Source organism: Hyphomonas chukchiensis (assembly GCF_000682695.1).
Lineage (GTDB): Bacteria > Pseudomonadota > Alphaproteobacteria > Caulobacterales > Hyphomonadaceae > Hyphomonas > Hyphomonas chukchiensis.
Map to the genome: position 1 here is coordinate 1 of NZ_AWFG01000031.1, position 22,371 is coordinate 22,371.

Consider the following 22,371-nt stretch of genomic DNA (forward strand, 5'->3'; position numbering starts at 1 on the left):
GGCTCGCTCGGCTCGGTCGAGGACGAGAACTATGACATGTTCAAAAAGGTCCAGACGGTCGATGTCGACTCCATCTTCCTCGGCTGCAAGTACGCGATCCCGTTGATGCGCGCCCACGGCCTCGGCTCGATCATCAACATCTCGTCCATTGCCGGCATCATCGCCAGCGCGAACTATGTTTCCTACAACACGGCCAAGGCCGCCGTGCGCCACATCTCCAAGTCCATCGCGCTGCATTGCGCCAAGGGCGGCCAGATCCGCTGCAACTCGGTCCACCCGGTCTTTATCAACACGCCGATCCTCGACCGCACCAAGGAAATGTTCGGCGAGGAAGAAGCGCTCGCCAAGCTCGGCCGCCAGATCCCGCTCGGCAAGGTCGGCGAGCCTGACGATATCGCCTATGCCGTCCTCTATCTCGCCTCGGATGAATCCAAACTGGTCACCGGCATCGAACTGAAAGTCGATGGCGGCATTTCTGCGATGTAGGGAGCCGGGCATGATGCGTCTGAGCGTTCTGCTTGCGTTATGTTTCGTCTCCGCGTGCGCGCATGCTGAAAAGCCGGAAACAGATTCGGCCTACACGGATCCATGCGCGCCGCCAGCGGGTGGCACGTACGTGTTCTGGGACGAGAAACCGACTGTCATGCCGGGCAATGGTGTCATGCTCCAGCCTTACGTGGCGGGGACGGCGGGTGCACAGCCCGTGGCCCCAGCGTGCGTAAGACAGGTGATGCTGTCAGATGAGAGCGTTGCCTACCTCTCCATGGATGATACGCAGCTGACGGTGAGTCAGGGTGCCCCGCTCGGCACCGACCTGACGATCACCGCGCAGGTCGGCTCGCAAGCTGTTAGCGGCAAGCTCCGTATCGACTTGCCGGCAGGTGCCGGTCCACTCGTCGGAACATGGAGGCAGCGCGCGGAAGACTGTCCGCAGGCAGAGCCTGTTCGCGAGTTTGTATTCCAGGCGGAGGGTCAATTCTCGGTCACATGGGCACCTTTTGAATCCTATCAGGATTACTGGGGCACTTATGCATTTGACCCGGAAAGCGAACGCCTCGTCCTGCAGGTCGAAGCCGGCAATCACATACCCTCCGATACCGAACTTGCTGGCAAGGTCGATCTGGCCGGTGATGTGCTTGATCTCGGCGAGTTATTCCTTGGCACGCCACCTGCGCTGCTCCGGCCTGCCTGTCGCGCGCCTTTCCACAGGTTTGGAACGCGCCGCCCCTGACGGTGCTTGAGGCGCGCAAGTGTTCATGTTATGTTCTTTTCCTCAACTGGGGAAAAGAACATGATTGGATATGTAACTTTCGGCACGTCAGATCTGGCCCGCGCAGCTGCGTTCTATGACGCGATCGCCAAGGAAATGGGCACAGGCCGCATGATGGAAACCGACACCTTTATTGCGTGGGGCACACCGGGCGGCGGCGCAGGCATTGCCGCCACGCTGCCCTATGACGGCAAGCCGGCAACCGTCGGCAATGGCACGATGGTGGCGCTCGAGGCCAAGGACAAGGAACAGGTCCACCGGCTCTACAAGATCGCGATCACGCAAGGCGGAACCGATGAAGGCCCTCCCGGCCCGCGCGGGGAAGGCGGTTTCTATGCAGCCTATTTCCGTGATCCGGACGGCAACAAGCTGAACGCCTTCATCATGGGGTGAGCGTCTTCTTGGACGTCACCAGGAACGCGTAGATGCACAGCATCGCCATCACGCCAGCCGATGCATACAGGGTCAGCGGTGTCGCGATCGAATAGAGGCCTGCGCCGATCAGCGGTCCGAACACGAACCCGGCCGGCGGGGCTGCAGCCAGCAGCGCCGCCGCCGAACCCTGCTCATGCCGTTCGACCGACAGGCTGCCCAGCGCATTGGCGGATGGCACGGCGAGCGCGCCGCCAACACCTGCGATCAGGAAGCTGAGGCACATGGCCCAGAAGGGCTGGAACGTATCGGCGCAGATATACCCGACCGCCACGAGGCCGAGCCCGATGGGCAGGATCTTCCGCGGGTCAGGCCGGCGCGGCACGATATAGCCGAACTGCACGACGATCATCGCCGCTGCGAGGCAGGAGAAAATAATGCCTGTGTGCCGCACGGCAATCTCGCTGGCCGTATGGGCGGCTGTGTCGACAAAATTGTACCGGTCCTCGATGAACCAGCCGATCGTCTGCTGGATCATGCCGATGGCCATGAAATAGATGAACAGGAAGATGAGGTGCGGGGCGACCCGGCTGTCCTTGACCGAAAGCGGCGTCGGCCGGTGCGACGCGCGCGGCGTATTGCGGGTGCGCGGCAGCACGAAGGCAAGAATGATGCCCACCACGATGTTGAGGATGATCGTCCCCCATAGCGGCACCAGCGCCCCGAATGGCGCTAGGATGGCTGCCCCCGCCGGGCCGAGGATGGAGCCGACGCTCATTGAGGCCCCGAGCATCCCGAGGCCCCCGGCGCGGGTCAGCGGGGTCGTCGCATCTGTCATCGCCGCCATCGAGGCGGGCTGCAGGCCGGGCGCGAGCAGGCCGAACCAGAGCCGCGTGAAAGCCAGCAGGAAAAACGCCGCCAGGCCGGTCACAATGCCCGCCAGCGCCGCGCTCAGCGCAAACAGGAAGGCCATGTTCAACAGGCCCATCGCCACCAGCGAGAAGACCATCACGCGCTTGCGCCCGATGCGGTCGGCAATCCGGCCCCAGACCGGAATCATGAAGGCATAGATCGCCGAGGAGAAGGTCAGGATGCCCGCCACTTCGATCGGCGCGAGCCCGGCCTGTCGCGCCAGCGGCGCCACGACCACGAAATTGATCGTCATGCCGGCGCCCATGGCCATCATGGCGAGGGCGATCATGGCTTGCTGCAGGCGGGTGAGGGGGCGCAGGGGCGTTTCTGTGTCTGTCATCCCCGATTCCCCTCCATTGGACCCTTCAGAGCTAGTCTGGCTCTCGCCGACCGCCAACCATGTCGCAGGGTAAACCGGCAGCGGTGACCTTGCACTCACTCACCAACACACCCTAAGTGACACTTATAAGCCACCCCGTTTCCGGAGAGATTACAATGCGCGCGATCCTGGATGTTGTCCTGTTCCTCCTGAACATCGCCACGTGGATCATCATCGTGCAGGCTGTCATGTCCTGGCTCGTGGCCTTCAACGTCCTCTCCATCCGCAACCCCACCGTGCGCAGCATCTGGGGCGGGCTGGAGCGCATTACCGAGCCGGTCTATGCGCCGATCCGCCGGATTCTCCCGCCGCTCGGCGGTCTGGACCTGACGCCCATGGCCGTCCTGCTGATCATTTTCTTCCTGCAGCGCCTGATCGTCCGCTACGGCTACACGATCGCGCCTTTCTAGCCTGATGCACCGGCTCACCGTTCGCGTGCAGCCAAACGCCTCCGCCGACCGGATCGAAGGCCCCGAGACCGATGCGGCGGGCCGCACTTACCTCAAAGTCCGCGTCCGCGCCGTTCCGGAAGACGGAAAGGCCAATGCGGCCGTCGAAAAACTGCTCGCAAAGCATCTCGGCCTGCCAAAGTCTGCCGTCAGGGTGGTGACGGGCGGCAAGAACCGGCTAAAAGGCCTCGATATAGACGGGCCGCCGGATCTGGCGGCTGTTCTGGCAGGGATGATGCGGGAATGAGTGCTCAGCGAATTGATGGAACCGGCGTCTCCGCCGACGTGCGCGCCAAGGTGGCCGAGGCCGTCAAGGCGCTGCCCGGCCAGCCGGCCCTCGCAGTTGTCCTCGTCGGGGAAGACCCCGCCAGCCAGGTCTATGTCCGCTCCAAGGTCCGCCTCACCGAAGAGGCCGGCATGGTCTCGGTCCATCACCAGCTGCCCGCCACGGCCACGCAGGCCGAAGTCGAAGACCTGATCGCAAGCCTCAATGCGGACGACACAATCGACGGCATCCTCCTCCAGCTGCCACTGCCCAAGGGCCTCGACGAGCACAGCGCCATCGAATGCATCGACCCCGACAAGGATGTCGACGGCCTCACCGAAGTCTCCGCCGGCCGCCTCACGCTCGGCAAGCCGGGCCTGCGGCCGTGCACGCCGAATGGCTGCGTCATCCTCGCGAAAAGCGCCCTCGGCGAGGATCTCTCCGGCAAGCATGTCGTCGTCATCGGCCGCTCCATCCTCGTCGGCAAGCCCGCCGCGCTGCTCTTCCTGGCCGAGAACTGCACCGTCACCATCGCCCACAGCCGCACGGCGGACCTGCCCGCCGTCTGCCGCACCGCCGACATTCTCGTGCCGGCCGTCGGCCGCCCCAACATGGTCAAGGGCGACTGGGTCAAGCCCGGCGCCACGCTCATCGATGTCGGCATCAACCGCATTCCCGCGCCTGAAAAGGGCGAGGGCAAGACCCGCCTCGTCGGCGATGCAGACTTTGCCGATTGCGAACCCGTGGCGGGCCACATCACGCCCGTGCCGGGCGGCGTCGGCCCCATGACCATCGCCTGCCTGTTGCGCAACACGGTGCTCGCCGCCTGCACCCGGCGCGGCTGGAGCATGCCGGAGGGCCTGTGAGCCAGGAGTTCGCACCCCCCGCAACGAAAATGTTCCAGCGTCTCTGGCAGGCGCAGGGCGGCAAGTGCGCGCTCTGCGGCAAGCCCATGCCGTCGACGCGCTTTGCCGTCGGCCATGCCACCGTCTGGAAGAAACAGCGCCCCACCTTCGACCATATCCACGCCCTCGCGCGCGGCGGGCCTGACAATGAGTCAAACCTCCAGCTCGCCCACGCCGTCTGCAACAAGCGCAAAGGCAGGGGCTAAATTTCCGCGGCCTTTGCCGCCCCATTGCGCTCGATCAGGTAACGCGGCCCCGGCCCGAGGCGCGCCGCCCGGTCTTCCGGATTGTACAGGGCGCAGTTCGACAAAGACAGGCACCCGCACCCGATGCACACGTCCAGCCGGTCGCGCATCAGTTCCAGCCGCTCGATCTGCGTATCCAGCCGTTCCCGGAACTGCGCGCTGATCTTTGACCAGTCCGCCTTGGTGGGCGTGCGCTCCCGCGGCAGGCCCGACAGCAGCTCGCCAATCTCGGCCACCGTGAAGCCCAGCTGCTGCGCAATCATGACGAACGAAAGCCGCCGCACGTCAGAGCGCAGGAAACGCCTTTGCCCGCCCGCGTTGCGCATCGCCCGGATCAGGCCCTTGTCCTCGTAGAAGCGGATGGCCGACACCGACACGCCCGTGCGCGCCGCCAGCTGGCCAATCGGAATGAGATCAGTTGTTTTCATGAGATGAGAAAATAGCAAAATAATAGCTTGACCTCAAGTAAGGTTGAGGAATTATCAGGGAGGTCCAATCACGGAAAGAGGGGCCTTTCGGCCCCGCGCACGAAAGGACCTCTCCCATGCCCACGGCAACCCTCGAACACGTCAACATCACGGTCAGCGACATAGACCGCACAACCCGCATGCTGGAGCGTATCTTCGGCTGGCACCTGCGCTGGAAAGGCCCGTCCATCAACAATGGCCAGACCGCCCATGTCGGCACCGACTCGTCCTATATCGCGCTCTATTCCCCCGGCGAGACAGATGCGCCGAACCAGATCACCTACAATACGCAAGGCGGTCTCAACCATGTCGGCGTGATCGTTGACGATCTGGCCGCTGCCGAGCGGCGCATCCTCGACGCCGGTTTCGTCACGCATTCACACCAGACGTACAATCCCGGCAGCCGCTTCTATTTCCACGACTATGACAATGTCGAATACGAAGTGCTCTCCTATGCCTGAATCAATAGGCCCGACCTCCCCACGGAAGCCGGGCCTTAACTCAGTTTACGGTCATACCGGCGCGGATCAGGACGGGCTTTCGTCCGGGCCGTCCGCGATGTCCTCGATCACCTCGTCGGTCTTGTCAGCCACATCGTTGGCCACACGTGCGGTGTCTTCAGGGAGTGTTTGCAGCGTGGCATCCATCTTCCGGCCGGCCCCTTCGAAAGAGCCTTCCTGGATGTAGAAAATGCCAAGCGATACGATGAACACGACGCAGATCACTGCCAGGATCGTGGAAATAATGTTTCTGCTCATGATGCAGCCCCTTTTAGCCTTTGGAATTAACCATACGCAGGTGGCCTGTTTCGGTTCCCCAGCGGGTTGATCCGGAGGCGGGCAGCGCCCGCCATAAAAAGATGCATCAGGCCCATCTGACGCGCCCTGTGCCTGAATCCTGTTGAACGTGCTGCACATTGTGCGGATGGCTGGTGTCTTCCCGCCGACATCTCACCGGAGCCGCCGCCATGTCCCCGTCTTTCCTCTCCCGCCTTGCCCGCACCAGCCTCTGCGGCGTTCTCGCCCTCGCGCCGCTTGCCGCGCCCGCCAGTGCCGCGCCGATCAATGACAAGTTCAAATCCACCGTCGCCAGCTTTGTCTCAGAACACATCGATGACTGGGTCGCCGTCTACAAGGATTTCCACACCCATCCGGAACTCGGCCTGCAGGAGACGCGCTCGGCCGGCATCATCGCGGCCGAGCTGCGCACGCTCGGATTTGAAGTGACCGAAGGCATTGGCCAGACCGGCGTCGTCGGCATCCTGCGCAATGGCAAGGGCCCGCTCGTCATGGTGCGCGCCGACATGGACGCCCTGCCGCTGCAGGAAAAGACCGGCCTCGATTATGCCAGCACGGTGCAGACCGATTGGCGCGGCGAGAACACCTATGTCATGCACGCCTGCGGCCACGATGCTCACATGGCCATCTTCCTCGCCACCGCGCAAACGCTCGTCGACATGAAGAAAGACTGGAAAGGCACGCTTATGTTCGTTGCTCAGCCGGCAGAGGAGGGTGGCGGCGGTGCCAGCAAGATGATGGCGGACGATATCTTTGGTAAGTTTGGCGTGCCGGATTATGGCTTTGCCCTGCATGTCGGCCCCTCTGCCTATGACACGGTGCAGATCGTGAAGGGCCAGATGAATTCCTTCGCCGGCGGGTTCGACATCGTCTTCAACGGCATTGGCGGCCATGGCTCGCGCCCCAGCACGACCATCGACCCGGTCATGATGGCCTCGAAATTCGTCGTCGACCTGCAAAGCGTGGTCAGCCGCGAAAAGCCGGAACAGGAGTTCGGCGTCATCAGCGTCGGCGCCATCCAGGCCGGCTCGGCTGGCAATATCATTCCGGACACGGCGCGCGTGCGCGGCACGGTGCGATGGTACAAGCCGGCGGTCGGCGAGAAGCTGCTGGCAGGCGTGAAGCGCACGGCGGAAGCCATCGTGGCCATGGCGGGCGCGCCGGATGCAGAGATTTCTGTGCGCAGCGGCGGAACCGCTGTCTTCAACGATCCGGATCTTTCCGAGAAGACCCTGGCCGCGATGAGCAAGGTCCTGCCAGCGGACAAGGTCTACTTTGCCGCCCCGACCACGGGCAGCGAGGACTATGGCGAATTCCTCAAGGCCTTCAGCAACTCGGTCTATTTCCGCGTCGGCGTCTATGACCCGGCTCTGTTCGACGAGACAGGTGCCCCGCTCGACGTGCTGAAAGTGCCGGGCAACCATTCGCCCTTCTTTGCGCCTGTCCCGGCGCCCACGATCGAGACCGGCGTTACCGCCATGACAACCGCCGTCGTCAATGTGATGGCGAAATAGGCGTCGGCATCACGTCCACATAGCGGGCCCGGGGCCGGATCAGCGATCCGGTCTCGATCTGCTCCATGGCATGGCCGAGCCAGCCGATGCAGCGGCCAATCGCAAAGATGCCGAATGCCGTCTCCGCCGGAAAGCCAAAGTGCTGCGCCATGGCGCCGATGGCAAAGTCCACATTTGGATGTTCGCCCGTCTCGTGCATCACGGCAGCCTGCACCGCGCTGATCAGCGGCGGCATCTCGAAATGCGACAGCAGCTCTGCCGCGCGCGGATCGCCATCGGGATAGAGCGGATGCCCGAAGCCGGGCAGGGCACGTCCCTCATCGAGCCGTGCCCGCACCGCCGCTTCGGCGCCCACCTGTTCCGCCTCGCCCAGGAAGGCCAGCACACCCGCCACCGCCCCGCCATGCAGCGGCCCCGACAGGGTCGACAGCCCCGCCAGCGCGCAGGCCGACAGCGACGCCCCCGTCGACGCTGCCACCCGCGCCGAGAAGGTCGACGCATTCAGCTCATGGTCCAGCAGCAGGACCAGCGCCCGGCGCACCATGTCCGTGCCCTTGGGCTCAAGCCCCCACGCCGCCCCCAGCCGCTCATGGATCGCGCCCTGGCATTGCCCCTCGGTGGCGGCATCGACCAGCGTTTCCAGCACGGTCGCCGCATCGGTCGTCAGAACGGTCCGGGAACGGCCCCGCGCGTGCGCATCATGGCCCGCCCGCGCCCCCAAAGCGGTAAACAAACGGACCTTGAACGGTTCGGGAATACCCAGGGAACGGTCGGCCCGCGGGGCATAAGGCGCCGCCCAGAAGTGCGTCGCAGCCTCTTCGAGCGTCGCCGTGCGCGACAGCGTGATCGCATCCACGCCCCGGTAACAGAGCCGTCCGTCAACGATTACCGTCAGTTTCGAGGTCAGCACAGGCTCGCCCCAGGCAATCGACGCCTCGGCGATTTCAGCCGCCCGGATCGGCCCGGACCGGCGCGACGCCAGCCGCGCCACATCCTCGGCGCTGTAGAGGGAGCGGCGGGAATCGTCCGGATCAGGCCGCGCTTCCAGCCGCCCCCGGCTGACATAGGCATAGAGCGTCTGCGGCCTAACGCCGAGCAGGCGGATCGCATCCTCCGAACTGATCCACGCCATGCCTGCTCCATACATTGATTATATTGATCAAGATTGACGATACAGCATTTCGCGCCGATCTCCACGCTGAAAATCAAAAGGAGAACCAAAAATGAGCCAGGGCCTGGATGATGTCATCGCCGCCGAAACGCGCCTCTCTTCCGTTGATGGAGCGCGGGGAATCCTTGTTGTAAAAGGATTTTCCTTGGACCAAATCGCCGGACGAAAGCGCTTCGAAGAGGTCGCGCACCTTCTGTCTGAGGGCCTTCTGGACCATTTGCCGGATGCGAAAGCTTTCGCCGCGCGCCTCGGCGCTGCCCGCGAAGCGGTCTACCCGCTCGCCCAATACATTGACGATGCGCTGCTGGCCCTGCCGCCCATGGATGGGGTGCGTGCGTTGACAGCGCGTATCGAGGACGGGGAAGACGTGGCGACCGCGCTCCGCCTGCTCGCTGCGCCCGCCGTGCTGCTCCCCGCCTTCCTGCGCCGCCGCCGGGGCCTTGCCCCCATACCGCCGGCTGCAACAGCAGGCCACGCGGCCGACATGCTCCACATGCTGACCGGCGAAGTCCCCGCGCCGGACGTGGCAGGCGCCCTCGACACCTATCTCGTCACCGTCGCGGACCATGGCCTCAACGCGTCCACCTTCGCGGCCCGCGTGGTCGCCTCCACATGGTCCGGCCTCACGTCATCCGTGCTTGCAGGCCTCGCGGCCCTCAAGGGCCCGCTCCATGGCGGCGCACCGGGCCCGATCATCGCCATGCTGGACGGCATCGGAAAGCCGGAGAATGCCGAAAGCTGGATCGAGGACGCTCTGGATCGCGGCGACCGCCTGATGGGCTTTGGCCACCGCATCTACAAGGTACGTGACCCGCGCGCCGATGCGCTGAAGGCCGCCGTCAAGCGCATGTCTGCCGACTCCAGCGCGCTACCGGGTCGCCTGAAACTGGCCGAAGCGGTTGAGCGCGCCGCGCTGAAAGTCCTGCACGCGCGCAAGCCCGACCGGCCGCTCGACGTGAATGTGGAATTCTACACCGCGCTCCTGCTCGAAGCGCTGGGCTTCCCGCCAGATGCCTTCACGGCCGTGTTTGCCACAGGCCGCACGGCTGGCTGGATTGCTCACGCGCGCGAGCAACGCCTCACCGGACGACTGATCCGCCCGCAATCCATCTATGTGGGGCCAGAGCCCGCCGAACTGGTCTGACGGATCAGGCCTGCTGCGGCGTCAGGGCGCCGTGGCAGTGCTTGTACTTCTTGCCGGAACCGCACGGACAGGCCGAATTGCGCGGCGTGTTCGTCCAGTCATCCTCGGCCTGGTGCAGGGCCGGGCCGGGGCCCGTGTCGCCCGCCGGATCGTCCGGTGACATCTCGTTGACGCCCGTATCCGGGTCGAGGTGCAGTTCGCGCATCGGCGGAGGGGGAGGCGGCGGGGCAGGGCGGCGCTGTTCAGGCGGCTGGACGCGGATATGCATCAGCGAACGGGTCACCGTCGCGCGCAGTTCGTTCAACAGGTTGTAGAAGAGGTTGAAGGCCTCTTCCTTGAACTCGTTCAGCGGGTCGCGCTGGCCGTAGGAACGCAGGTGGATCACCGAGCGCAGCTGGTCGATCTGCTGCAGGTGTTCGCGCCAGCGCAGGTCCAGCACTTGCAGCAGGACCTGTTTCTCGATCCGATGCATCTGCGCTTCGCCGACCTGACGGCCAAGGTTCTCGTAAGCCTCGGCGACGTGCTTGCGGATGCGTTCGGCGATTTCCTGGTTGGCGACGCCTTCTTCAGCGGCCCATTCGGCGACCGGCAGGTCGAGCGCGAGATCGGTCTGCAGCGCTTCCTTGAGGCCCGCAATATCCCACTGCTCGGCATAGGCCTTCTCAGGCATCGTGCGCAACACGAGCGCATCGATCACATGGTCGCGCATTTCGGCAATCGTGTCGGACACATCATCGTCGCGCATGAATTCCATGCGCTGCTCGAAGATCGCCTTGCGCTGGTCATTGATCACGTCGTCATATTTGAGGACGTTCTTGCGGATCTCGAAGTTGCGTTCCTCGATCTTGCGCTGCGAGGTTTCCATCGCCTTGTTCATCCAGGGATGGGTGATGCCCTCGTCTTCCTTGATGCCGAGGCGGCGCATGACGGCGTCCATGCGCTCGGCGGCAAAGATCCGCATCAGGTCGTCTTCGATGGAAATATAGAACTTTGAACGGCCCGGGTCGCCCTGACGGCCTGTCCGGCCGCGCAGCTGGTTATCGATGCGGCGGCTTTCGTGGCGCTCGGTGCCGAGCACGTAGAGCCCGCCCGCATCGAGCGCGCGCTTCTTCTTGACCTCGATATCGGCCTTGATCTGCGAGGTCAGCACGGAGAGTTCGCTCTCGGTCAGCTCGCGGCCAAGCTCTTTCTCTTTCGCAGCCTTCTCATGCTCGACACGCATGTCGAAATTGCCGCCCAGCTGGATGTCCGTACCGCGGCCAGCCATGTTCGTGGCAACCGTGATGGCCCCCGGCACGCCGGCATTGGCGACGATAAAGGCTTCCTGTTCGTGGTGGCGCGCGTTCAGCACCTTGTGCGGGATCTTCGCTGCCGTCAGCAGGCTCGACAGGATCTCGGATTTCTCGATGGAGGCCGTCCCCAGCAGGATCGGCTGGCCCTTGGCTTGGCATTCCTTCACTTCCTTGACGATCTCGGCATATTTCGCCTTGGCCGTCCGGTAGACGACGTCGTCATCGTCAATCCGCTGGATTTCCTTGTTGGTGGGCAGGTCGATGACTTCCAGCTTGTAGATGTCATGGAATTCGGAGGCCTCGGTCAGCGCCGTACCGGTCATGCCGGCCAGCTTCTTGTAGAGGCGGAAATAGTTCTGGAACGTGATCGAGGCGAGCGTCTGGTTCTCGGGCTTGATGTCGACGCGTTCCTTGGCCTCGATGGCCTGGTGCAGGCCTTCCGACAGGCGGCGACCTTCCATCATGCGGCCGGTAAACTCATCGACCAGCATGACCTGGTCATCCTTGACCAGATAGTCCTTGTCTTTCTGGTAGAGCTTGTGGGCGCGCAGGGCCTGGTTGGCATGGTGCACGAAGGAGATGTTCGACGGTTCCCACATCGAGCCTTCCAGCAGGCCGGCTTCGGTCAGCCATCTCTCGATCTTCTCGGTGCCGAATTCGGTATAGGTGACCGAGCGTTGCTTCTCGTCGAGTTCGAAATCTTCCGGCTCGAGACGCGGCATCAGGTCGTCGAGCGCGATGTAGAGTTCAGACCGGTCATCCGTCGGACCGGAAATGATCAGCGGCGTGCGCGCCTCGTCGATCAGGATCGAGTCGACTTCATCCACGATGGCAAAGTGGTGACCACGCTGGGCCATCTGGTCCAGCGAGTATTTCATGTTGTCGCGCAGGTAGTCGAAGCCGAATTCATTGTTCGTGCCGTAGGTGATATCGGCGGCGTAGGCTTCCTTGCGTTTCTCGTCGGTGACGCCGTGCACGATGATGCCGGTGGTCAGGCCGAGGAAGCCGTAAATGCCGCTCATCCATTCAGCGTCGCGCCGGGCCAGATAGTCGTTGACCGTGATGACGTGGACGCCCTTGCCTTCAAGCGCGTTCAGGTAAACGGCCAGCGTTGCCACCAGCGTCTTGCCTTCACCGGTACGCATCTCGGCAATCGCGCCGGAATGCAGGATCATGCCGCCCATCAGCTGTACGTCGAAGTGGCGCATGCCGAGCGCGCGGCGCGAAGCCTCGCGGACAACGGCAAAGGCTTCTTCCAGAAGGCTGTCGAGGGTGGCGCCATCAGCCAGGCGCTTGCGGAATTCCACGGTCTTGGCGCGCAGGGCCTGGTCTGAGAGGGCCTCCATCATCGGCTCAAGGGCATTGATCCGGTTGACGCGGGCGCGCATGGGTTTCAGCTTGCGGTCATTGGCGGAACCGAAAATCTTGCGGGCTACGGAAAGCATATCAGGCGGCACCAATCGATCTGGGCAAACTAAACTCTTAGTCCTGACAGTATCATATGGCAGGACCGTTTTGCGGGTTCTTCCGCAGCGCTTACACTGGACGAGAGGTCTCGACCAGAGTGAGGGTCAGACTTAAGAACGCCGCAATGGGGTGTCAATGCGACCCTCTCAGCGATCACGGGAGATAACTGTGCTGTTTTTCAAGGCGAATAAGGCTGCTTTCAGCCGGCTGGCCTGCGGCGCGGCGCTACTTGTGCTGTGTGCCTGCGGCAATGGCGACGAGGCTGAAGTTCCCGTCCAGGTCGATGGCGCTGCTGCGGCAACGGTCAATGGCGAGAAAATCTATGTCAGCGATGTCGAGCTGGAGGCCGTTGCGCGGGGCCTCGTTCCGGCGGGACAGCCGCTGGATCACAAGAGCACCGAATACAAGACCGTGCTGGACCAGCTGGTCGATCAGAAGCTGATGGCCCAGGAAGCGATCCGCCGCGGCATCGACCAGGAATCGGCGGCACAGCGGCGCCTGCAGATGGCCCGCGAGCGCATCCTCGGCAATCTTCTCGTGGAAGACCTTGTCGCCCGTCAGGTGACGGAAGAGCGCATCGACAAGATGTATGCCGAACAGGTCACGCTCCAGCAGTCCAACGACGAAGTCTCGATTGCCCATATCCTGTTCGATACAGAAGATGAAGCCCAGGCCGTCTATGACGAGATAAGGGCCGGCGCGAGCTTCGAGAGCATGGCGCGGGCCCATTCAAAGGATACTGCCACCCGCATGGAGAATGGCGATCTCGGCTATGTCTCGCCCAATGAGCAGCCAGACCCGTTCCCGGTCATGATTGCCGACACGCCCGAAGGCGAGATTTCGAAGCCCTTCAAGGGCGCCGACGGCTGGCACATCCTGAAAGTGAAGGACAGGCGCACGCGCGCGCCCAAGACGCGCGAGGAAATGCGGCCTGAGATCGTCACCTTCCTCACCCTGAATGAGATCAGCAAGATCCTGCGCGAATTGCGCACCCAGGCAACCGTCCAGGAAGGCGGCCCCGGTGCGGCCGGCACGCCTGCCAGCCCGATCTCGCTTGACAATGGGCTCATGCCTGAAGAGGACGCTGCGCCTGAACCCAAGCAAGGAAGCGACCTGTGAACCTGAAGCCATCTCCCTTTGCCCCAGCAACTTTTCCGGTGCTTCCCACCGTCAAAGGCTTGCGCGCCGCTGCGGGATCGCGCGGCTTCTATGCGCGCCGGGGAATCGAGCGCGATGATGTTTTCCTGTTCGCCTTTGACGAGGGTACGAATTGCGCAGGCGTCTATACCGTGTCCAACACGGCGTCGGCTGATGTACGGTGGTGCCGCGAAGCGCTGAAAGCTGGCGCCGGCAAGGCGCGCGCGCTGGTCGCCCATTCGGGCAATTCGAATGCCTTTACCGGTCCCAAGGGCGTCGAAAAGAACGAAGCCACCCTGAAGGCGATGACCGGCACACTCGGCGTCGCCAGGGAGACCTGCTTCCTCGCCGCCACGGGCGTGATTGGCGAGCCGCTGAAGGATCCGAACTTTGTCGGCGCTTTCGTGCCGGACCTCGCTGCCAGGCTTGGCGCGCCTGACTGGCGGGCCTGCGCCCGCGCCTTCATGACCACGGACACCTATCCCAAGGCATCGGGCCGCACGGTCGATCTGGCTGGCACGCCCACGGCTTTCGCCGGCATCGCCAAGGGCTCCGGCATGATCATGCCCAACATGGCGACCATGCTCTCCTATGTTTTCACTGATGCGGCCGTCGCGCCTGACCTGCTGCAGGGCCTGCTCAAGGACATCACCGACGTGACCTTCAATGCCATCACGGTCGATGGCGACACGTCCACATCCGACACGCTGATGGTCTTCGCCACAGGCGGCACCGGCGCGCCGGCAATCGAGTCGCGTGACGACGAACGTTTCCGGGCCTTTGCCGACGCCCTGCACGCCACCTGCCTCGACCTTGCGCTGCAGGTCGTGAAGGACGGGGAAGGGGCCAGCAAGTTCGTCACCGTGAAGGTCGAAGGCGCCGACACGGAGCGTTCGGCCAAGAATGTGGCCTGCCACATCGCCAATTCGCCGCTCATCAAGACGGCCATGGCCGCGGGCGATGCCAACTGGGGCCGTGTCGTCATGGCTGTCGGCAAGTCGCTGGAGCCGATCGTCATGGAAAAGCTCGCCATCTGGTTTGATGACGTTCAGGTCGCCAGGGGCGGTGCCCGTGCGCCTGATTATGACGAGGCCGCTGCCAGCGCGGTCTTCGCCAAGCCGGAGTTCACGATCCGCGTTGACCTCGGCTATGGCGAAGGCGCCTCAACCGTCTGGACCTGCGACCTCACCCACGGCTATGTCGACATCAACGGCGCCTACCGGACATGACGCGCCCGCTCGTGCTGGTCGTCGCAGCCGCGCTCTACAATGCGAAAGGCGAAATCCTTCTCGCGCAGCGGCCCGAGGGCAAGGCCATGGCAGGGCTCTGGGAATTTCCCGGCGGCAAGGTCGAGCCGGGCGAGACGCCAACCCGCGCACTGGCGCGGGAGCTACAGGAAGAGCTTTCGATCATGGTTGACGAGGCCGATCTGACACCGATCACATTTGCCAGCCATGATTATCCGAAATTTCACCTACTTATGCCACTCTTCCGCTGTCTGGCCTGGGCTGGCGAGGTAATCCCTGCGGAAGGCCAGGCCGTCGCATGGGTCGCGCCGTCATCCCTGCACGACTACCCGGCGCCAGCGGCAGACATCCCTCTGTTCGATGTGCTTTCGGGAAAGTGAACTCGGAGGGTTCAATGGGACTGAAGGCATCTCTCGCGCTCTGGGCCACGGATGAACGTGGTGCGACGGCGATCGAATACGGGTTGATTCTGGCTCTGATCTTCGTGGCCATCGTCGGGGGTGTCACCGTGCTTGGCGACAACACGGGCGCCGCCATGCAGAATGCGGCTGACCAGTTCCCGGACTAGGCCTGCTGGTCGCTTTCCCCTTGCCTGCGCACGGCGTCCGCAAGGCTCACCTTCGCGCTTCCCGGCTTCAAGGGTTTCGGCTGGCTCGGTGCCGGCGCCCAGCCTGACAGGTAGACAATCTCGAATGTCGCGCGCACGCGTCCGTCCGGGTCACTGAAATTCTGCGCATAAAGCTCGGCCATCCGCATCAGCACCCGCCGGGGCAGGGGCTGGCCCATTCCGCTCGCGAAAGCCGCCCGTTCGCCCATGCCCTTCAGGTCTGCCAGCAGCCCGAACACGGAATCATAGCGCACCACCACGCTTTCGCGGTCGACCACAGGCAGGGCAAATCCGGCCCGCTGCATCAGCGCCGCCATGTCCGCCAGCGCCGGCAGCGGCGACAGGCGCGGCGCCAGCCCGCCCATGATCTCCGTTTCCGCCTCGATCAGGCTTGCGCGCAGTTCGGCCAGCGTGCCGGCGCCAAACAGGGCGCCCAGGAACAGGCCATCCGGCTCCAGAACGCGGCGCACCTGTATCAGCGCGCCCGGCAGGTCGTTGACCCAGTGCAGCGACAGGGCCGACACGACGAGATCGAAACTCGCCGCCTCAAAGCCGAGGTTCTCCTCGTCGGCGACCGCCGCGTCCAGGCCGCGTTCACGCGCCCGCGCGACCATGGCCGGCGAGGGGTCAGTGAGCGTCATCGCGGCCACTTTCGCGCCGCCCTTCAGCTGCTCGCTCACGCCGCCATCATGCCCGCCCAGCTCCAGTCCGGCCCGGAACGTGCGCGCCGTATCGTCCAGCCGGTCGACAAGATCACTCGACACGAGGTCCTTCAGGAAGGAATACTCGTCGAAATGCGGTGCAGCCCGGTCACGGCGGCGCACCAGCAGGTCGCGGTCGAACAGGCGCGGCGGGGCTTTGGGAGCGGCAGGAGGGGTCATGCCAAGCGATATGGACCGGCGTCCGGCCCGCGCAAAGGGCTTTCTGCGCGCAGCAGCTGACTTCCTGTGGCCGCCCCGCTCCCTTGTTTCCGGCCAGCGCGGCGTGGGGAAGGGGCCCCTCGCGCCGGAGGAATTCGGACAGATCCATTTCCTGACAGGGCCCGTCGGCGAGACCTGTGGCAGCCCGTTCGACTTTGATCTCGGCCTCGGCGCCGTCTGCGCGCCCTGCATTGCCCGCCCGCCGCGATGGGACCGCGCCCGCGCCGCCATGGTCTATGATGCGGCCTCGCGCCGTCCCGTGCTCGATCTGAAGCGCTCTGGCCGCCGCGACGGCTTGGCAACTCTCGCCGGATGGATGGTCCAGTCGGGCCGCGACCTTGTCGCGGAAGCCGACCTGATTGTGCCGGTTCCCTTGCACTTTGCCCGGCTCGCCCGGCGGGGTTTTAACCAGTCTGCCTGGCTCGGACAGGCCATTTGCCGCATGTCGGGCACGCCAATCCTGGTTGATGCGATAAAGCGTACGCGCCGTACACCCAGTCAGGCGGGCCTCTCCGCCCGCCAGCGCCGCCGCAACGTGGCCGGGGCATTTACCGTCAGAAAGCCCGCCGTGGCGCGGATTTCAGGCCGCCGCGTCCTGCTTGTCGACGATGTGTTAACCACAGGGGCCACACTCTCGGCGTGTACACGTGCCCTGAAACAGGCAGGCGCAGCCAATGTGGACGTGCTTGTGCTCGCGCGCGTTGTCCGGGAAACAGATGTCACCATATAAGCCAAAGAACTCACAGCTTTAAGGAGCCTGCCCGTAATGCCCAAGGTTACAATCTATACGCGCGCCTTCTGCCCGTATTGCAGCCGCGCCGTATCCTTGCTCAAGGAAAAGAAGGTCGCCATGAAGGAGATCGACGCTGGCATGGATGCCGCGAAGAAAGCCGAGATGGTTGAACGCTCCGGCGGTGCCCGCACGTTCCCGCAGATTTTCATCGGCGACAAGCATATCGGCGGATGCGACGACATGATGGCACTGGAACGGGCCGGCAAGCTCGACGCCATGCTGGCGGCCTGAGGCTTCACCCATGATCCGTTACGCTCTCATCTGCGGTGATTGCGAACACGAATTCGAGGCATGGTTTGCCTCATCCGCCGCCTTTGACGCGCAGGCGAAAAAACGCCTTGTGACCTGCCCGGAATGTGCCGGGGCCAATGTCACGAAGCAGATCATGGCGCCGTCCGTGAAGTCGCCCAGGAAGACGGCGGCACGGGCGGAAGCGGAAAAGCTGGCGGCCGAATTCGCGGCGAAGGCCCGCGACCATGTCGAGAAGAATTTCGACTATGTCGGCGACAGTTTCGCCGACGAGGCCCGCGCGATGTATTATGGCGAAACCGAAGACCGCCCGATCTGGGGCGCGACCACGCCTGAGGAATCGGCCGCCCTGCGCGAGGAAGGCGTCCCGGCTGCGCCCCTGCCGCCCGCCTTCACGCCGAAACGTCCGAAACAGGCCAAGCCCAAGACCGGCCTGAACTAGCTGCTTCTGGCCGAGAAGACAGCCCATTGCGCGTCAAATGCCCGCTTGAAGGCGGGCCGCGCTTCGCCGCGCTGCATATAGGCCGCGAGGTTCGGGAATTCTTCCAGCAATCCTGATCCCTGCAGCCTTCGCAGCACCGATACCATCATCAGGTCCCCGGCACTGAACGCGCCGTCCAGCCAGTCATCCGCACCGAGCCGGCCGGACAGGCTGGCCAGCCGCGTGCGCAGGCGACCTTCCAGCATGATCATCCGCTCGGCATGCCAGGGCTTGTCCCCCTCCAGTAGCGGCGCAATGTCATAGTCCCAGACCACGGGCTCAATCGTGTTCAGCGCACTAAACATCCACATGATAGCCCGGGATCGGGCATGCGCATTCTCGGGCAGCAGGCCCGCGCGGCTCTGCGCCACATGAAGCACGATCGCGCCGGATTCGAACAAGGTCAGACCGTCTTCTTGATAGGTCGGTATCTGCCCGAACGGATGAAGCGCCAGATGATCCGGCGCTTTCAGCTCGGCGAATGAGACAAGCTTCACATCGTAGCTTTGGCCGACTTCCTCCAACGCCCAGCGGACGGGCATGTCCCGGGCCAGCCCCAGGCCATTATCAGGTGACTGTTCAAAGGCGGTAATCGTCGGGATCATCGGGCGCTCCGGCGCGCCGCCTGACGCGGCGAGTTAAACCAAACATGCCAACCGGATGGTGCATATTCAAGCGAATTGCATGATCGCCTCCGCCCGCGCGCTTTGCCGCGCTTGACCCAAGCTGCGCCTTCGCTAATACGGCCTGCAGATACGAGTCACGGAGAGGCCTCATGGCGACCAGCGAATATCATCACGGCGATATGGACATCGAAGCACAGCAAGCCACCTGGCACGGCTTCATCGTGGGCAGCACCTGGGGCGGCCTGATGATCGTGCTCTCCGTTGGCTATGCAGTCCTCGCCGTTGCCATCGGCATGAACTGGATGATCTCGCTCGGCATCATGGCTGTTGTCGGCCTCGCCGCTGGCCTCTTCCTGAACCTTGGTGGCCGCTGGATGGCAACGCTTGTGCTGCTCATCATCCTCGCGCTGGTCGTTCAGGGCTTTATCGCCCTCTTCGGAATGATGCTCTAGGCAACCTGCCGCATTAGCAAATCTCGACACAGTCCTGGCACCGCGCCATCGCGGGGTCAGCCTCCAGCATGTCGCGCGGTATCGCCTCGCCGCATTGCGTGCAGAGGCCGAACTGGCCGCCCTCCATCCGCGCCAGGGCCGCTTCAATCCGGCCAAGCTGACGGTTGCGTTCAAGCAGTGCATTTCGCCGTGTATTGGTCATGTCTTCGCGCGTGAGGCGAAGGCATTCGGGCGCGTCAGGGGAAATATCCCTTTTCATGCCAATATGCTGCGTCGGCTTTAAGGGCTTGGCAAGGCGTTTCGGGCGAAAGTCGTTCGTCTTATAGGGGAATCGCGCGCATTCGTGTGCTCCCGGCTGCCGAGGAGGCTTTCATGGGCCTGCCGCCCCTTGTCATGAGTCATGTGACCAAGCGTTTTGGTGCGTTCACGGCCGTGAGCGATCTGTCGCTCGACGTGCCCGAGGGCGCGATCATTGGCTTTCTCGGCCCCAATGGCGCGGGCAAGTCGACCAGCCTGCGCATGGCGCTCGGTGTGATGCAGCCGGATTCCGGCTCGGTCAGCCTTTTCGGCAGGCCGCCCGAGATTGCCACGCTGAAGCGCGTCGGCTTCCTTCCCGAAGAGCGCGGCCTCTACAAGAAGATGACCACGCGCGCCACGATCGAACATTTCGCGCGCCTCAAGGGCCTCAGCGCCCGCGACGCCCGCGCCCGCGCGATTGAGCTGCTCGACATGTCGGGCCTCTCCGAGTTCAAGACGACGCGCATTTCCAAACTCTCCAAGGGCATGGCGCAGAAGGTCCAGATCCTCTCGACGCTCGCCCACCGACCGGACTTCCTGATCCTCGATGAACCCTTCTCCGGTCTCGACCCGGTCAACCAGCAGGTGCTCGAAGACCTTATCCGTGCCGAGCATGACCGTGGCGCGACCATTCTCTTCTCCACGCATGTCATGGAACATGCCGAACGCCTCTGCGACCGCATCGTCATGATGGCGCGTGGCCGTAAAGTGTTCGACGGCACGCTGGACGAGGCCTTCAATGCGCTGGGGCAGGGCGCCCGCATCGCCGTCAGCGAAGGCTTTGACCTCGCCGCCGCGCTCGCTCCCAAAGGCTTCGAGGCCCACCGCGCACCCGACAAGGGACCGGGAGACGCCTGGCGCATCAGCCTGCGGCCCGGCACCGGCGCACAGGACGCCCTGCGCGCCGCCATCGAGGCCGGCGCCCCCATTGTCGGTTTTGCGCCTGAAGAGGCGCGCCTGCGCGATGTGTTCGTCTCGCTCGTGGGCGAGGCCGATGCCGCCGCCCTCATTGAATCCACCGGGGAAGGGGCAATCGCCTGATGCGCAATGTCTACCTGATCTTCCGTCGTGACTATCTGGGTTACGTAAAGGCCTGGGGCTTCTGGCTCAGCCTCGCGGCCGTTCCCCTCTTCATGCTGATCGGCGGCACCTTCGCCATTTTCGCCGCCAAGTCCTCGCCCGTGCGCTATTACGCCGTCGTCGAGAGCGGCACGACCTATGGCGATGCCATCGAAGGCGAGTTCGTCCGCGACGAGGCCGACGCGGGCAATCAGGCCCGCGACATGGCCGAGGGGATGGAGCTGACAGATGACCAGCGCGACCAGCTGCAGGACAATGCCGCCGCCGCCTCGCGCAAGTTCATCCGTGTGCCCGCGCCGGCAACGGACATAGACGACCTGCGCCCCTATCTCCTCGGCCAGCAGCTTGTCTCCGGCCCCTTGGGCGACAAGCCGCTTTTTGCCGTGTTCATTCCCTCGTCCGACGGCAAGAGCCTCGAATACTGGAGCGATGATGTCAGCGTCAGCGCCCTGCGCTGGCAGGCCGAAAGCGCCATGCGCCGCCTCGCGCGCCAGCAGGCCTTCACGGAGGCGGGCCTTGGCCCGGATTACCTCGACACCGTTGATGACAGTGCCCTGACCGTCCCGGCCCACCGCATCCGCACCGTTGCCGAGCAGACCACGGCTGGCTCGGAAGTCACCATGGCCGACAAGGCGCCCGTCTATGTCGCCGGCGGCCTCGCCTATTTCCTCTGGCTGATGATCTTTTCCATCATCCAGTACCTGCTGATGGGCACAATCGAGGAACGCTCGAACAAGATTTTCGACACGCTGCTCACCTCCGTGAAGCTGCCGGAACTGCTCGCCGGCAAGCTACTCGCCGTGTTTGCCGTCACGTCCACGATGATGCTGTCCTGGGGCCTCTTTGCCTTCGGCGCCTCGCTCTTCGCCACCAGCCAGATTCCCGGCGGCGCAAGCCTGCTCTCGCCCTTCCTCGCGGCCTTCGCCAATCCGGCCATCATCATCCCCGGCCTGATCAGCTTCCTCCTCGGCTACATCATGTACGGCATGATCTTCATGGCCCTCGGCTCGCTCTGCGACACGATCCAGGAAGCGCAGACCCTGCTCAGCCCGATGATGATCCTGCTCATGCTGCCCATGTTCGCTATCTTCATCGCCTTCCAGGATCCGGGGTCGCCGATCATCGACGTGGCCTCATGGATCCCGGTCTTTACGCCCTTCCTGTTGATCCTGCGCATGCCGCACAATCCGCCCATGTGGGAAATCATCGCCCAGATGCTGATCATGGCCGCCACCGCCGCCACGATCCTCTGGCTCGCCACCAAGGTCTACCGCGCAGGCGCCATCCACGGCGCCGGCATCGGCGACCTTGGCGGCGTCGTCAAACGCATGTTCAGCCGCAAGAAAGGCTGAGCGCGGAGCAGGGGCTCAGCCTGAGCGAAGTCTAAGGACGAGGCCCCGCTAACAGTTCTCATCCAGCCCTGACAGATAATCGACAGTTTCCCTGATCGTGATCACATGGCATTGCGCCATGCCCGACGTGAGGTAGCCCGGCGTGGCGAGGGTCTCGCCACTGCCTGCGTCCACGATTTCGAAATGCGCATCGCCCTCGGCCGCAAACTTGTCCTCAACCGTCGCGCCCGGTGTCACGGTCCAGGCATGGTCATAGATCGTCACCGTCACGGCCCGCTCGCTCTCATTGGCAATGGTCAGCGTCTGCGTGGCGAGCACGTCCGGGCCCAGCCAGTAGGCGAGGGCGCAGGCCACGATCACAATCGGCACAATTGCCCAAAGGATAAGTCTCTTCATCGTCTGTCCCGATTGGCTTCGATCAGAAGCATCGGTCAGCATTCTGGCTGGATGATGACAGTCCAAAGAAAAAGCCCCGCCAGAT

Annotated in this window: 29 protein-coding genes; 20 read left to right on the forward strand and 9 right to left on the reverse strand. The window is 63.8% G+C overall.

What is annotated here, in order from left to right; all coding sequences use genetic code 11:
• The 3 genes from HY30_RS11705 to HY30_RS11715 all read left to right on the forward strand — a co-directional run.
• Nucleotides 1-486 (forward strand): SDR family oxidoreductase (locus HY30_RS11705; RefSeq protein WP_034740566.1); only part of this gene is annotated, 486 nt, incomplete at its 5' end.
• A 10-nt stretch (nt 487-496) separates the two neighbouring features.
• Nucleotides 497-1,231, forward strand: coding sequence for a hypothetical protein (locus HY30_RS11710; RefSeq protein ID WP_034740568.1), 735 nt, complete (start codon nt 497-499; stop codon nt 1,229-1,231).
• A gap of 60 nt (nt 1,232-1,291) precedes the next feature.
• On the forward strand, nt 1,292-1,663 hold the full coding sequence (locus HY30_RS11715) for a VOC family protein (protein ID WP_034740570.1): 372 nt from the start codon (nt 1,292-1,294) through the stop codon (nt 1,661-1,663).
• Here the strand turns inward: HY30_RS11715 and HY30_RS11720 are convergent.
• Nucleotides 1,653-2,894, reverse strand: coding sequence for an MFS transporter (locus tag HY30_RS11720; RefSeq protein WP_241765713.1), 1,242 nt, complete (start codon nt 2,892-2,894; stop codon nt 1,653-1,655). The two genes, HY30_RS11715 and HY30_RS11720, sit on opposite strands and share 11 nt — an antisense overlap.
• 155 nt (nt 2,895-3,049) lie before the next feature.
• Between HY30_RS11720 and HY30_RS11725 the strand changes: the two genes are divergently transcribed.
• From HY30_RS11725 to HY30_RS11740, 4 genes are read left to right on the forward strand one after another with little or no spacing between them, the layout of a single operon-like run.
• A complete protein-coding gene (locus HY30_RS11725) occupies nt 3,050-3,343 on the forward strand; it encodes a YggT family protein (protein WP_034740573.1) in 294 nt (97 codons plus the stop codon).
• A gap of 4 nt (nt 3,344-3,347) precedes the next feature.
• On the forward strand, nt 3,348-3,629 hold the full coding sequence (locus HY30_RS11730; RefSeq protein ID WP_034740575.1) for a DUF167 family protein: 282 nt from the start codon (nt 3,348-3,350) through the stop codon (nt 3,627-3,629).
• On the forward strand, nt 3,626-4,513 hold the full coding sequence (gene folD, locus HY30_RS11735) for a bifunctional methylenetetrahydrofolate dehydrogenase/methenyltetrahydrofolate cyclohydrolase FolD (protein ID WP_034740577.1): 888 nt from the start codon (nt 3,626-3,628) through the stop codon (nt 4,511-4,513). Before HY30_RS11730 ends, folD begins: the two co-directional genes overlap by 4 nt.
• Nucleotides 4,510-4,758 (forward strand): HNH endonuclease, encoded by a 249-nt coding sequence (locus HY30_RS11740; protein ID WP_034740579.1) that lies wholly within the window; start codon nt 4,510-4,512, stop codon nt 4,756-4,758. Before folD ends, HY30_RS11740 begins: the two co-directional genes overlap by 4 nt.
• Here HY30_RS11740 and soxR read toward each other — a convergent pair.
• Entirely contained in the window at nt 4,755-5,225 is a 471-nt protein-coding gene (soxR, locus tag HY30_RS11745; protein ID WP_034740582.1) for a redox-sensitive transcriptional activator SoxR, read from the reverse strand. The genes HY30_RS11740 and soxR overlap by 4 nt on opposite strands.
• Before the next feature lie 116 nt (nt 5,226-5,341).
• On the opposite strand from soxR, the gene HY30_RS11750 reads away from it, so the two are divergent.
• Entirely contained in the window at nt 5,342-5,725 is a 384-nt protein-coding gene (locus HY30_RS11750) for a VOC family protein (protein WP_034740584.1), read from the forward strand.
• Nucleotides 5,726-5,791: 66 nt separating this feature from the next.
• Here the strand turns inward: HY30_RS11750 and HY30_RS11755 are convergent, their stop codons facing one another.
• The gene (locus HY30_RS11755; protein WP_034740587.1) at nt 5,792-6,022 is read right to left on the reverse strand and encodes a hypothetical protein; all 231 of its coding nucleotides are present in this window, start codon (nt 6,020-6,022) and stop codon (nt 5,792-5,794) included.
• Between the two features lie 209 nt (nt 6,023-6,231).
• Between HY30_RS11755 and HY30_RS11760 the strand changes: the two genes are divergently transcribed.
• Nucleotides 6,232-7,575, forward strand: a complete 1,344-nt coding sequence (locus HY30_RS11760; protein ID WP_034740589.1) for an amidohydrolase — start codon at nt 6,232-6,234, stop codon at nt 7,573-7,575.
• Here the strand turns inward: HY30_RS11760 and HY30_RS11765 are convergent.
• Entirely contained in the window at nt 7,556-8,707 is a 1,152-nt protein-coding gene (locus HY30_RS11765) for a citrate synthase family protein (protein ID WP_034740592.1), read from the reverse strand. The genes HY30_RS11760 and HY30_RS11765 overlap by 20 nt on opposite strands.
• Before the next feature lie 91 nt (nt 8,708-8,798).
• Here HY30_RS11765 and HY30_RS11770 point away from each other — a divergent pair, with 91 nt between their 5' ends.
• Nucleotides 8,799-9,890 (forward strand): citrate synthase/methylcitrate synthase, encoded by a 1,092-nt coding sequence (locus HY30_RS11770; RefSeq protein ID WP_034740594.1) that lies wholly within the window; start codon nt 8,799-8,801, stop codon nt 9,888-9,890.
• Between the two features lie 4 nt (nt 9,891-9,894).
• Here the strand turns inward: HY30_RS11770 and secA are convergent, their stop codons facing one another.
• Nucleotides 9,895-12,627 (reverse strand): preprotein translocase subunit SecA, encoded by a 2,733-nt coding sequence (gene secA, locus HY30_RS11775; RefSeq protein ID WP_034740615.1) that lies wholly within the window; start codon nt 12,625-12,627, stop codon nt 9,895-9,897.
• 190 nt (nt 12,628-12,817) lie between these two features.
• Between secA and HY30_RS11780 the strand changes: the two genes are divergently transcribed.
• Genes HY30_RS11780 through HY30_RS19745 form a run of 4 tightly spaced genes read left to right on the forward strand, consistent with a single transcriptional unit; the run spans nt 12,818 to nt 15,601 of the window.
• Nucleotides 12,818-13,768 (forward strand): peptidylprolyl isomerase, encoded by a 951-nt coding sequence (locus HY30_RS11780; protein WP_051615396.1) that lies wholly within the window; start codon nt 12,818-12,820, stop codon nt 13,766-13,768.
• Complete coding sequence (gene argJ, locus HY30_RS11785) at nt 13,765-15,015, forward strand: bifunctional glutamate N-acetyltransferase/amino-acid acetyltransferase ArgJ (RefSeq protein WP_034740596.1); 1,251 nt, start codon at nt 13,765-13,767, stop codon at nt 15,013-15,015. The genes HY30_RS11780 and argJ overlap by 4 nt, the downstream gene beginning before the upstream one ends.
• Nucleotides 15,012-15,413: a (deoxy)nucleoside triphosphate pyrophosphohydrolase gene (locus HY30_RS11790; RefSeq protein WP_034740598.1), complete on the forward strand. Its 402-nt coding sequence runs from the start codon at nt 15,012-15,014 to the stop codon at nt 15,411-15,413. The genes argJ and HY30_RS11790 overlap by 4 nt, the downstream gene beginning before the upstream one ends.
• Nucleotides 15,414-15,427: 14 nt before the next feature.
• Nucleotides 15,428-15,601, forward strand: a complete 174-nt coding sequence (locus HY30_RS19745) for a Flp family type IVb pilin (protein WP_081812206.1) — start codon at nt 15,428-15,430, stop codon at nt 15,599-15,601.
• Here HY30_RS19745 and HY30_RS11795 read toward each other — a convergent pair.
• Nucleotides 15,598-16,521: a methyltransferase domain-containing protein gene (locus HY30_RS11795; protein ID WP_034740601.1), complete on the reverse strand. Its 924-nt coding sequence runs from the start codon at nt 16,519-16,521 to the stop codon at nt 15,598-15,600. The genes HY30_RS19745 and HY30_RS11795 overlap by 4 nt on opposite strands.
• Between HY30_RS11795 and HY30_RS11800 the strand changes: the two genes are divergently transcribed.
• The 3 genes from HY30_RS11800 to HY30_RS11810 are packed head-to-tail and all read left to right on the forward strand — an operon-like array spanning nt 16,520 to nt 18,044.
• Entirely contained in the window at nt 16,520-17,290 is a 771-nt protein-coding gene (locus HY30_RS11800) for a ComF family protein (RefSeq protein WP_034740603.1), read from the forward strand. The genes HY30_RS11795 and HY30_RS11800 overlap by 2 nt on opposite strands.
• A gap of 36 nt (nt 17,291-17,326) precedes the next feature.
• Nucleotides 17,327-17,584, forward strand: coding sequence for a glutaredoxin 3 (grxC, locus tag HY30_RS11805; protein WP_034740607.1), 258 nt, complete (start codon nt 17,327-17,329; stop codon nt 17,582-17,584).
• 10 nt (nt 17,585-17,594) lie between these two features.
• The gene (locus HY30_RS11810) at nt 17,595-18,044 is read left to right on the forward strand and encodes a DUF1178 family protein (RefSeq protein ID WP_034740608.1); all 450 of its coding nucleotides are present in this window, start codon (nt 17,595-17,597) and stop codon (nt 18,042-18,044) included.
• Here the strand turns inward: HY30_RS11810 and HY30_RS11815 are convergent.
• Complete coding sequence (locus tag HY30_RS11815) at nt 18,041-18,688, reverse strand: glutathione S-transferase family protein (protein WP_034740609.1); 648 nt, start codon at nt 18,686-18,688, stop codon at nt 18,041-18,043. The genes HY30_RS11810 and HY30_RS11815 overlap by 4 nt on opposite strands.
• A gap of 170 nt (nt 18,689-18,858) precedes the next feature.
• On the opposite strand from HY30_RS11815, the gene HY30_RS11820 reads away from it, so the two are divergent.
• On the forward strand, nt 18,859-19,161 hold the full coding sequence (locus tag HY30_RS11820; protein ID WP_034740610.1) for an aa3-type cytochrome c oxidase subunit IV: 303 nt from the start codon (nt 18,859-18,861) through the stop codon (nt 19,159-19,161).
• A gap of 13 nt (nt 19,162-19,174) precedes the next feature.
• Here HY30_RS11820 and HY30_RS11825 read toward each other — a convergent pair whose 3' ends face one another.
• Nucleotides 19,175-19,420 carry a TraR/DksA C4-type zinc finger protein gene (locus HY30_RS11825; RefSeq protein WP_051615398.1) on the reverse strand — a complete coding sequence of 82 codons (246 nt, stop codon included), beginning with the start codon at nt 19,418-19,420 and terminating at the stop codon, nt 19,175-19,177.
• Nucleotides 19,421-19,533: 113 nt separating this feature from the next.
• Here HY30_RS11825 and HY30_RS11830 point away from each other — a divergent pair, with 113 nt between their 5' ends.
• Together HY30_RS11830 and HY30_RS11835 are read left to right on the forward strand one after the other, a co-directional pair.
• The gene (locus tag HY30_RS11830) at nt 19,534-20,499 is read left to right on the forward strand and encodes an ABC transporter ATP-binding protein (protein WP_034740611.1); all 966 of its coding nucleotides are present in this window, start codon (nt 19,534-19,536) and stop codon (nt 20,497-20,499) included.
• Nucleotides 20,499-21,890 carry an ABC transporter permease gene (locus tag HY30_RS11835; RefSeq protein WP_034740612.1) on the forward strand — a complete coding sequence of 464 codons (1,392 nt, stop codon included), beginning with the start codon at nt 20,499-20,501 and terminating at the stop codon, nt 21,888-21,890. Before HY30_RS11830 ends, HY30_RS11835 begins: the two co-directional genes overlap by 1 nt.
• Before the next feature lie 48 nt (nt 21,891-21,938).
• Here the strand turns inward: HY30_RS11835 and HY30_RS11840 are convergent, their stop codons facing one another.
• Nucleotides 21,939-22,286: a hypothetical protein gene (locus tag HY30_RS11840; RefSeq protein ID WP_034740613.1), complete on the reverse strand. Its 348-nt coding sequence runs from the start codon at nt 22,284-22,286 to the stop codon at nt 21,939-21,941.
• Between the last annotated feature and the right edge of the window lie 85 nt (nt 22,287-22,371).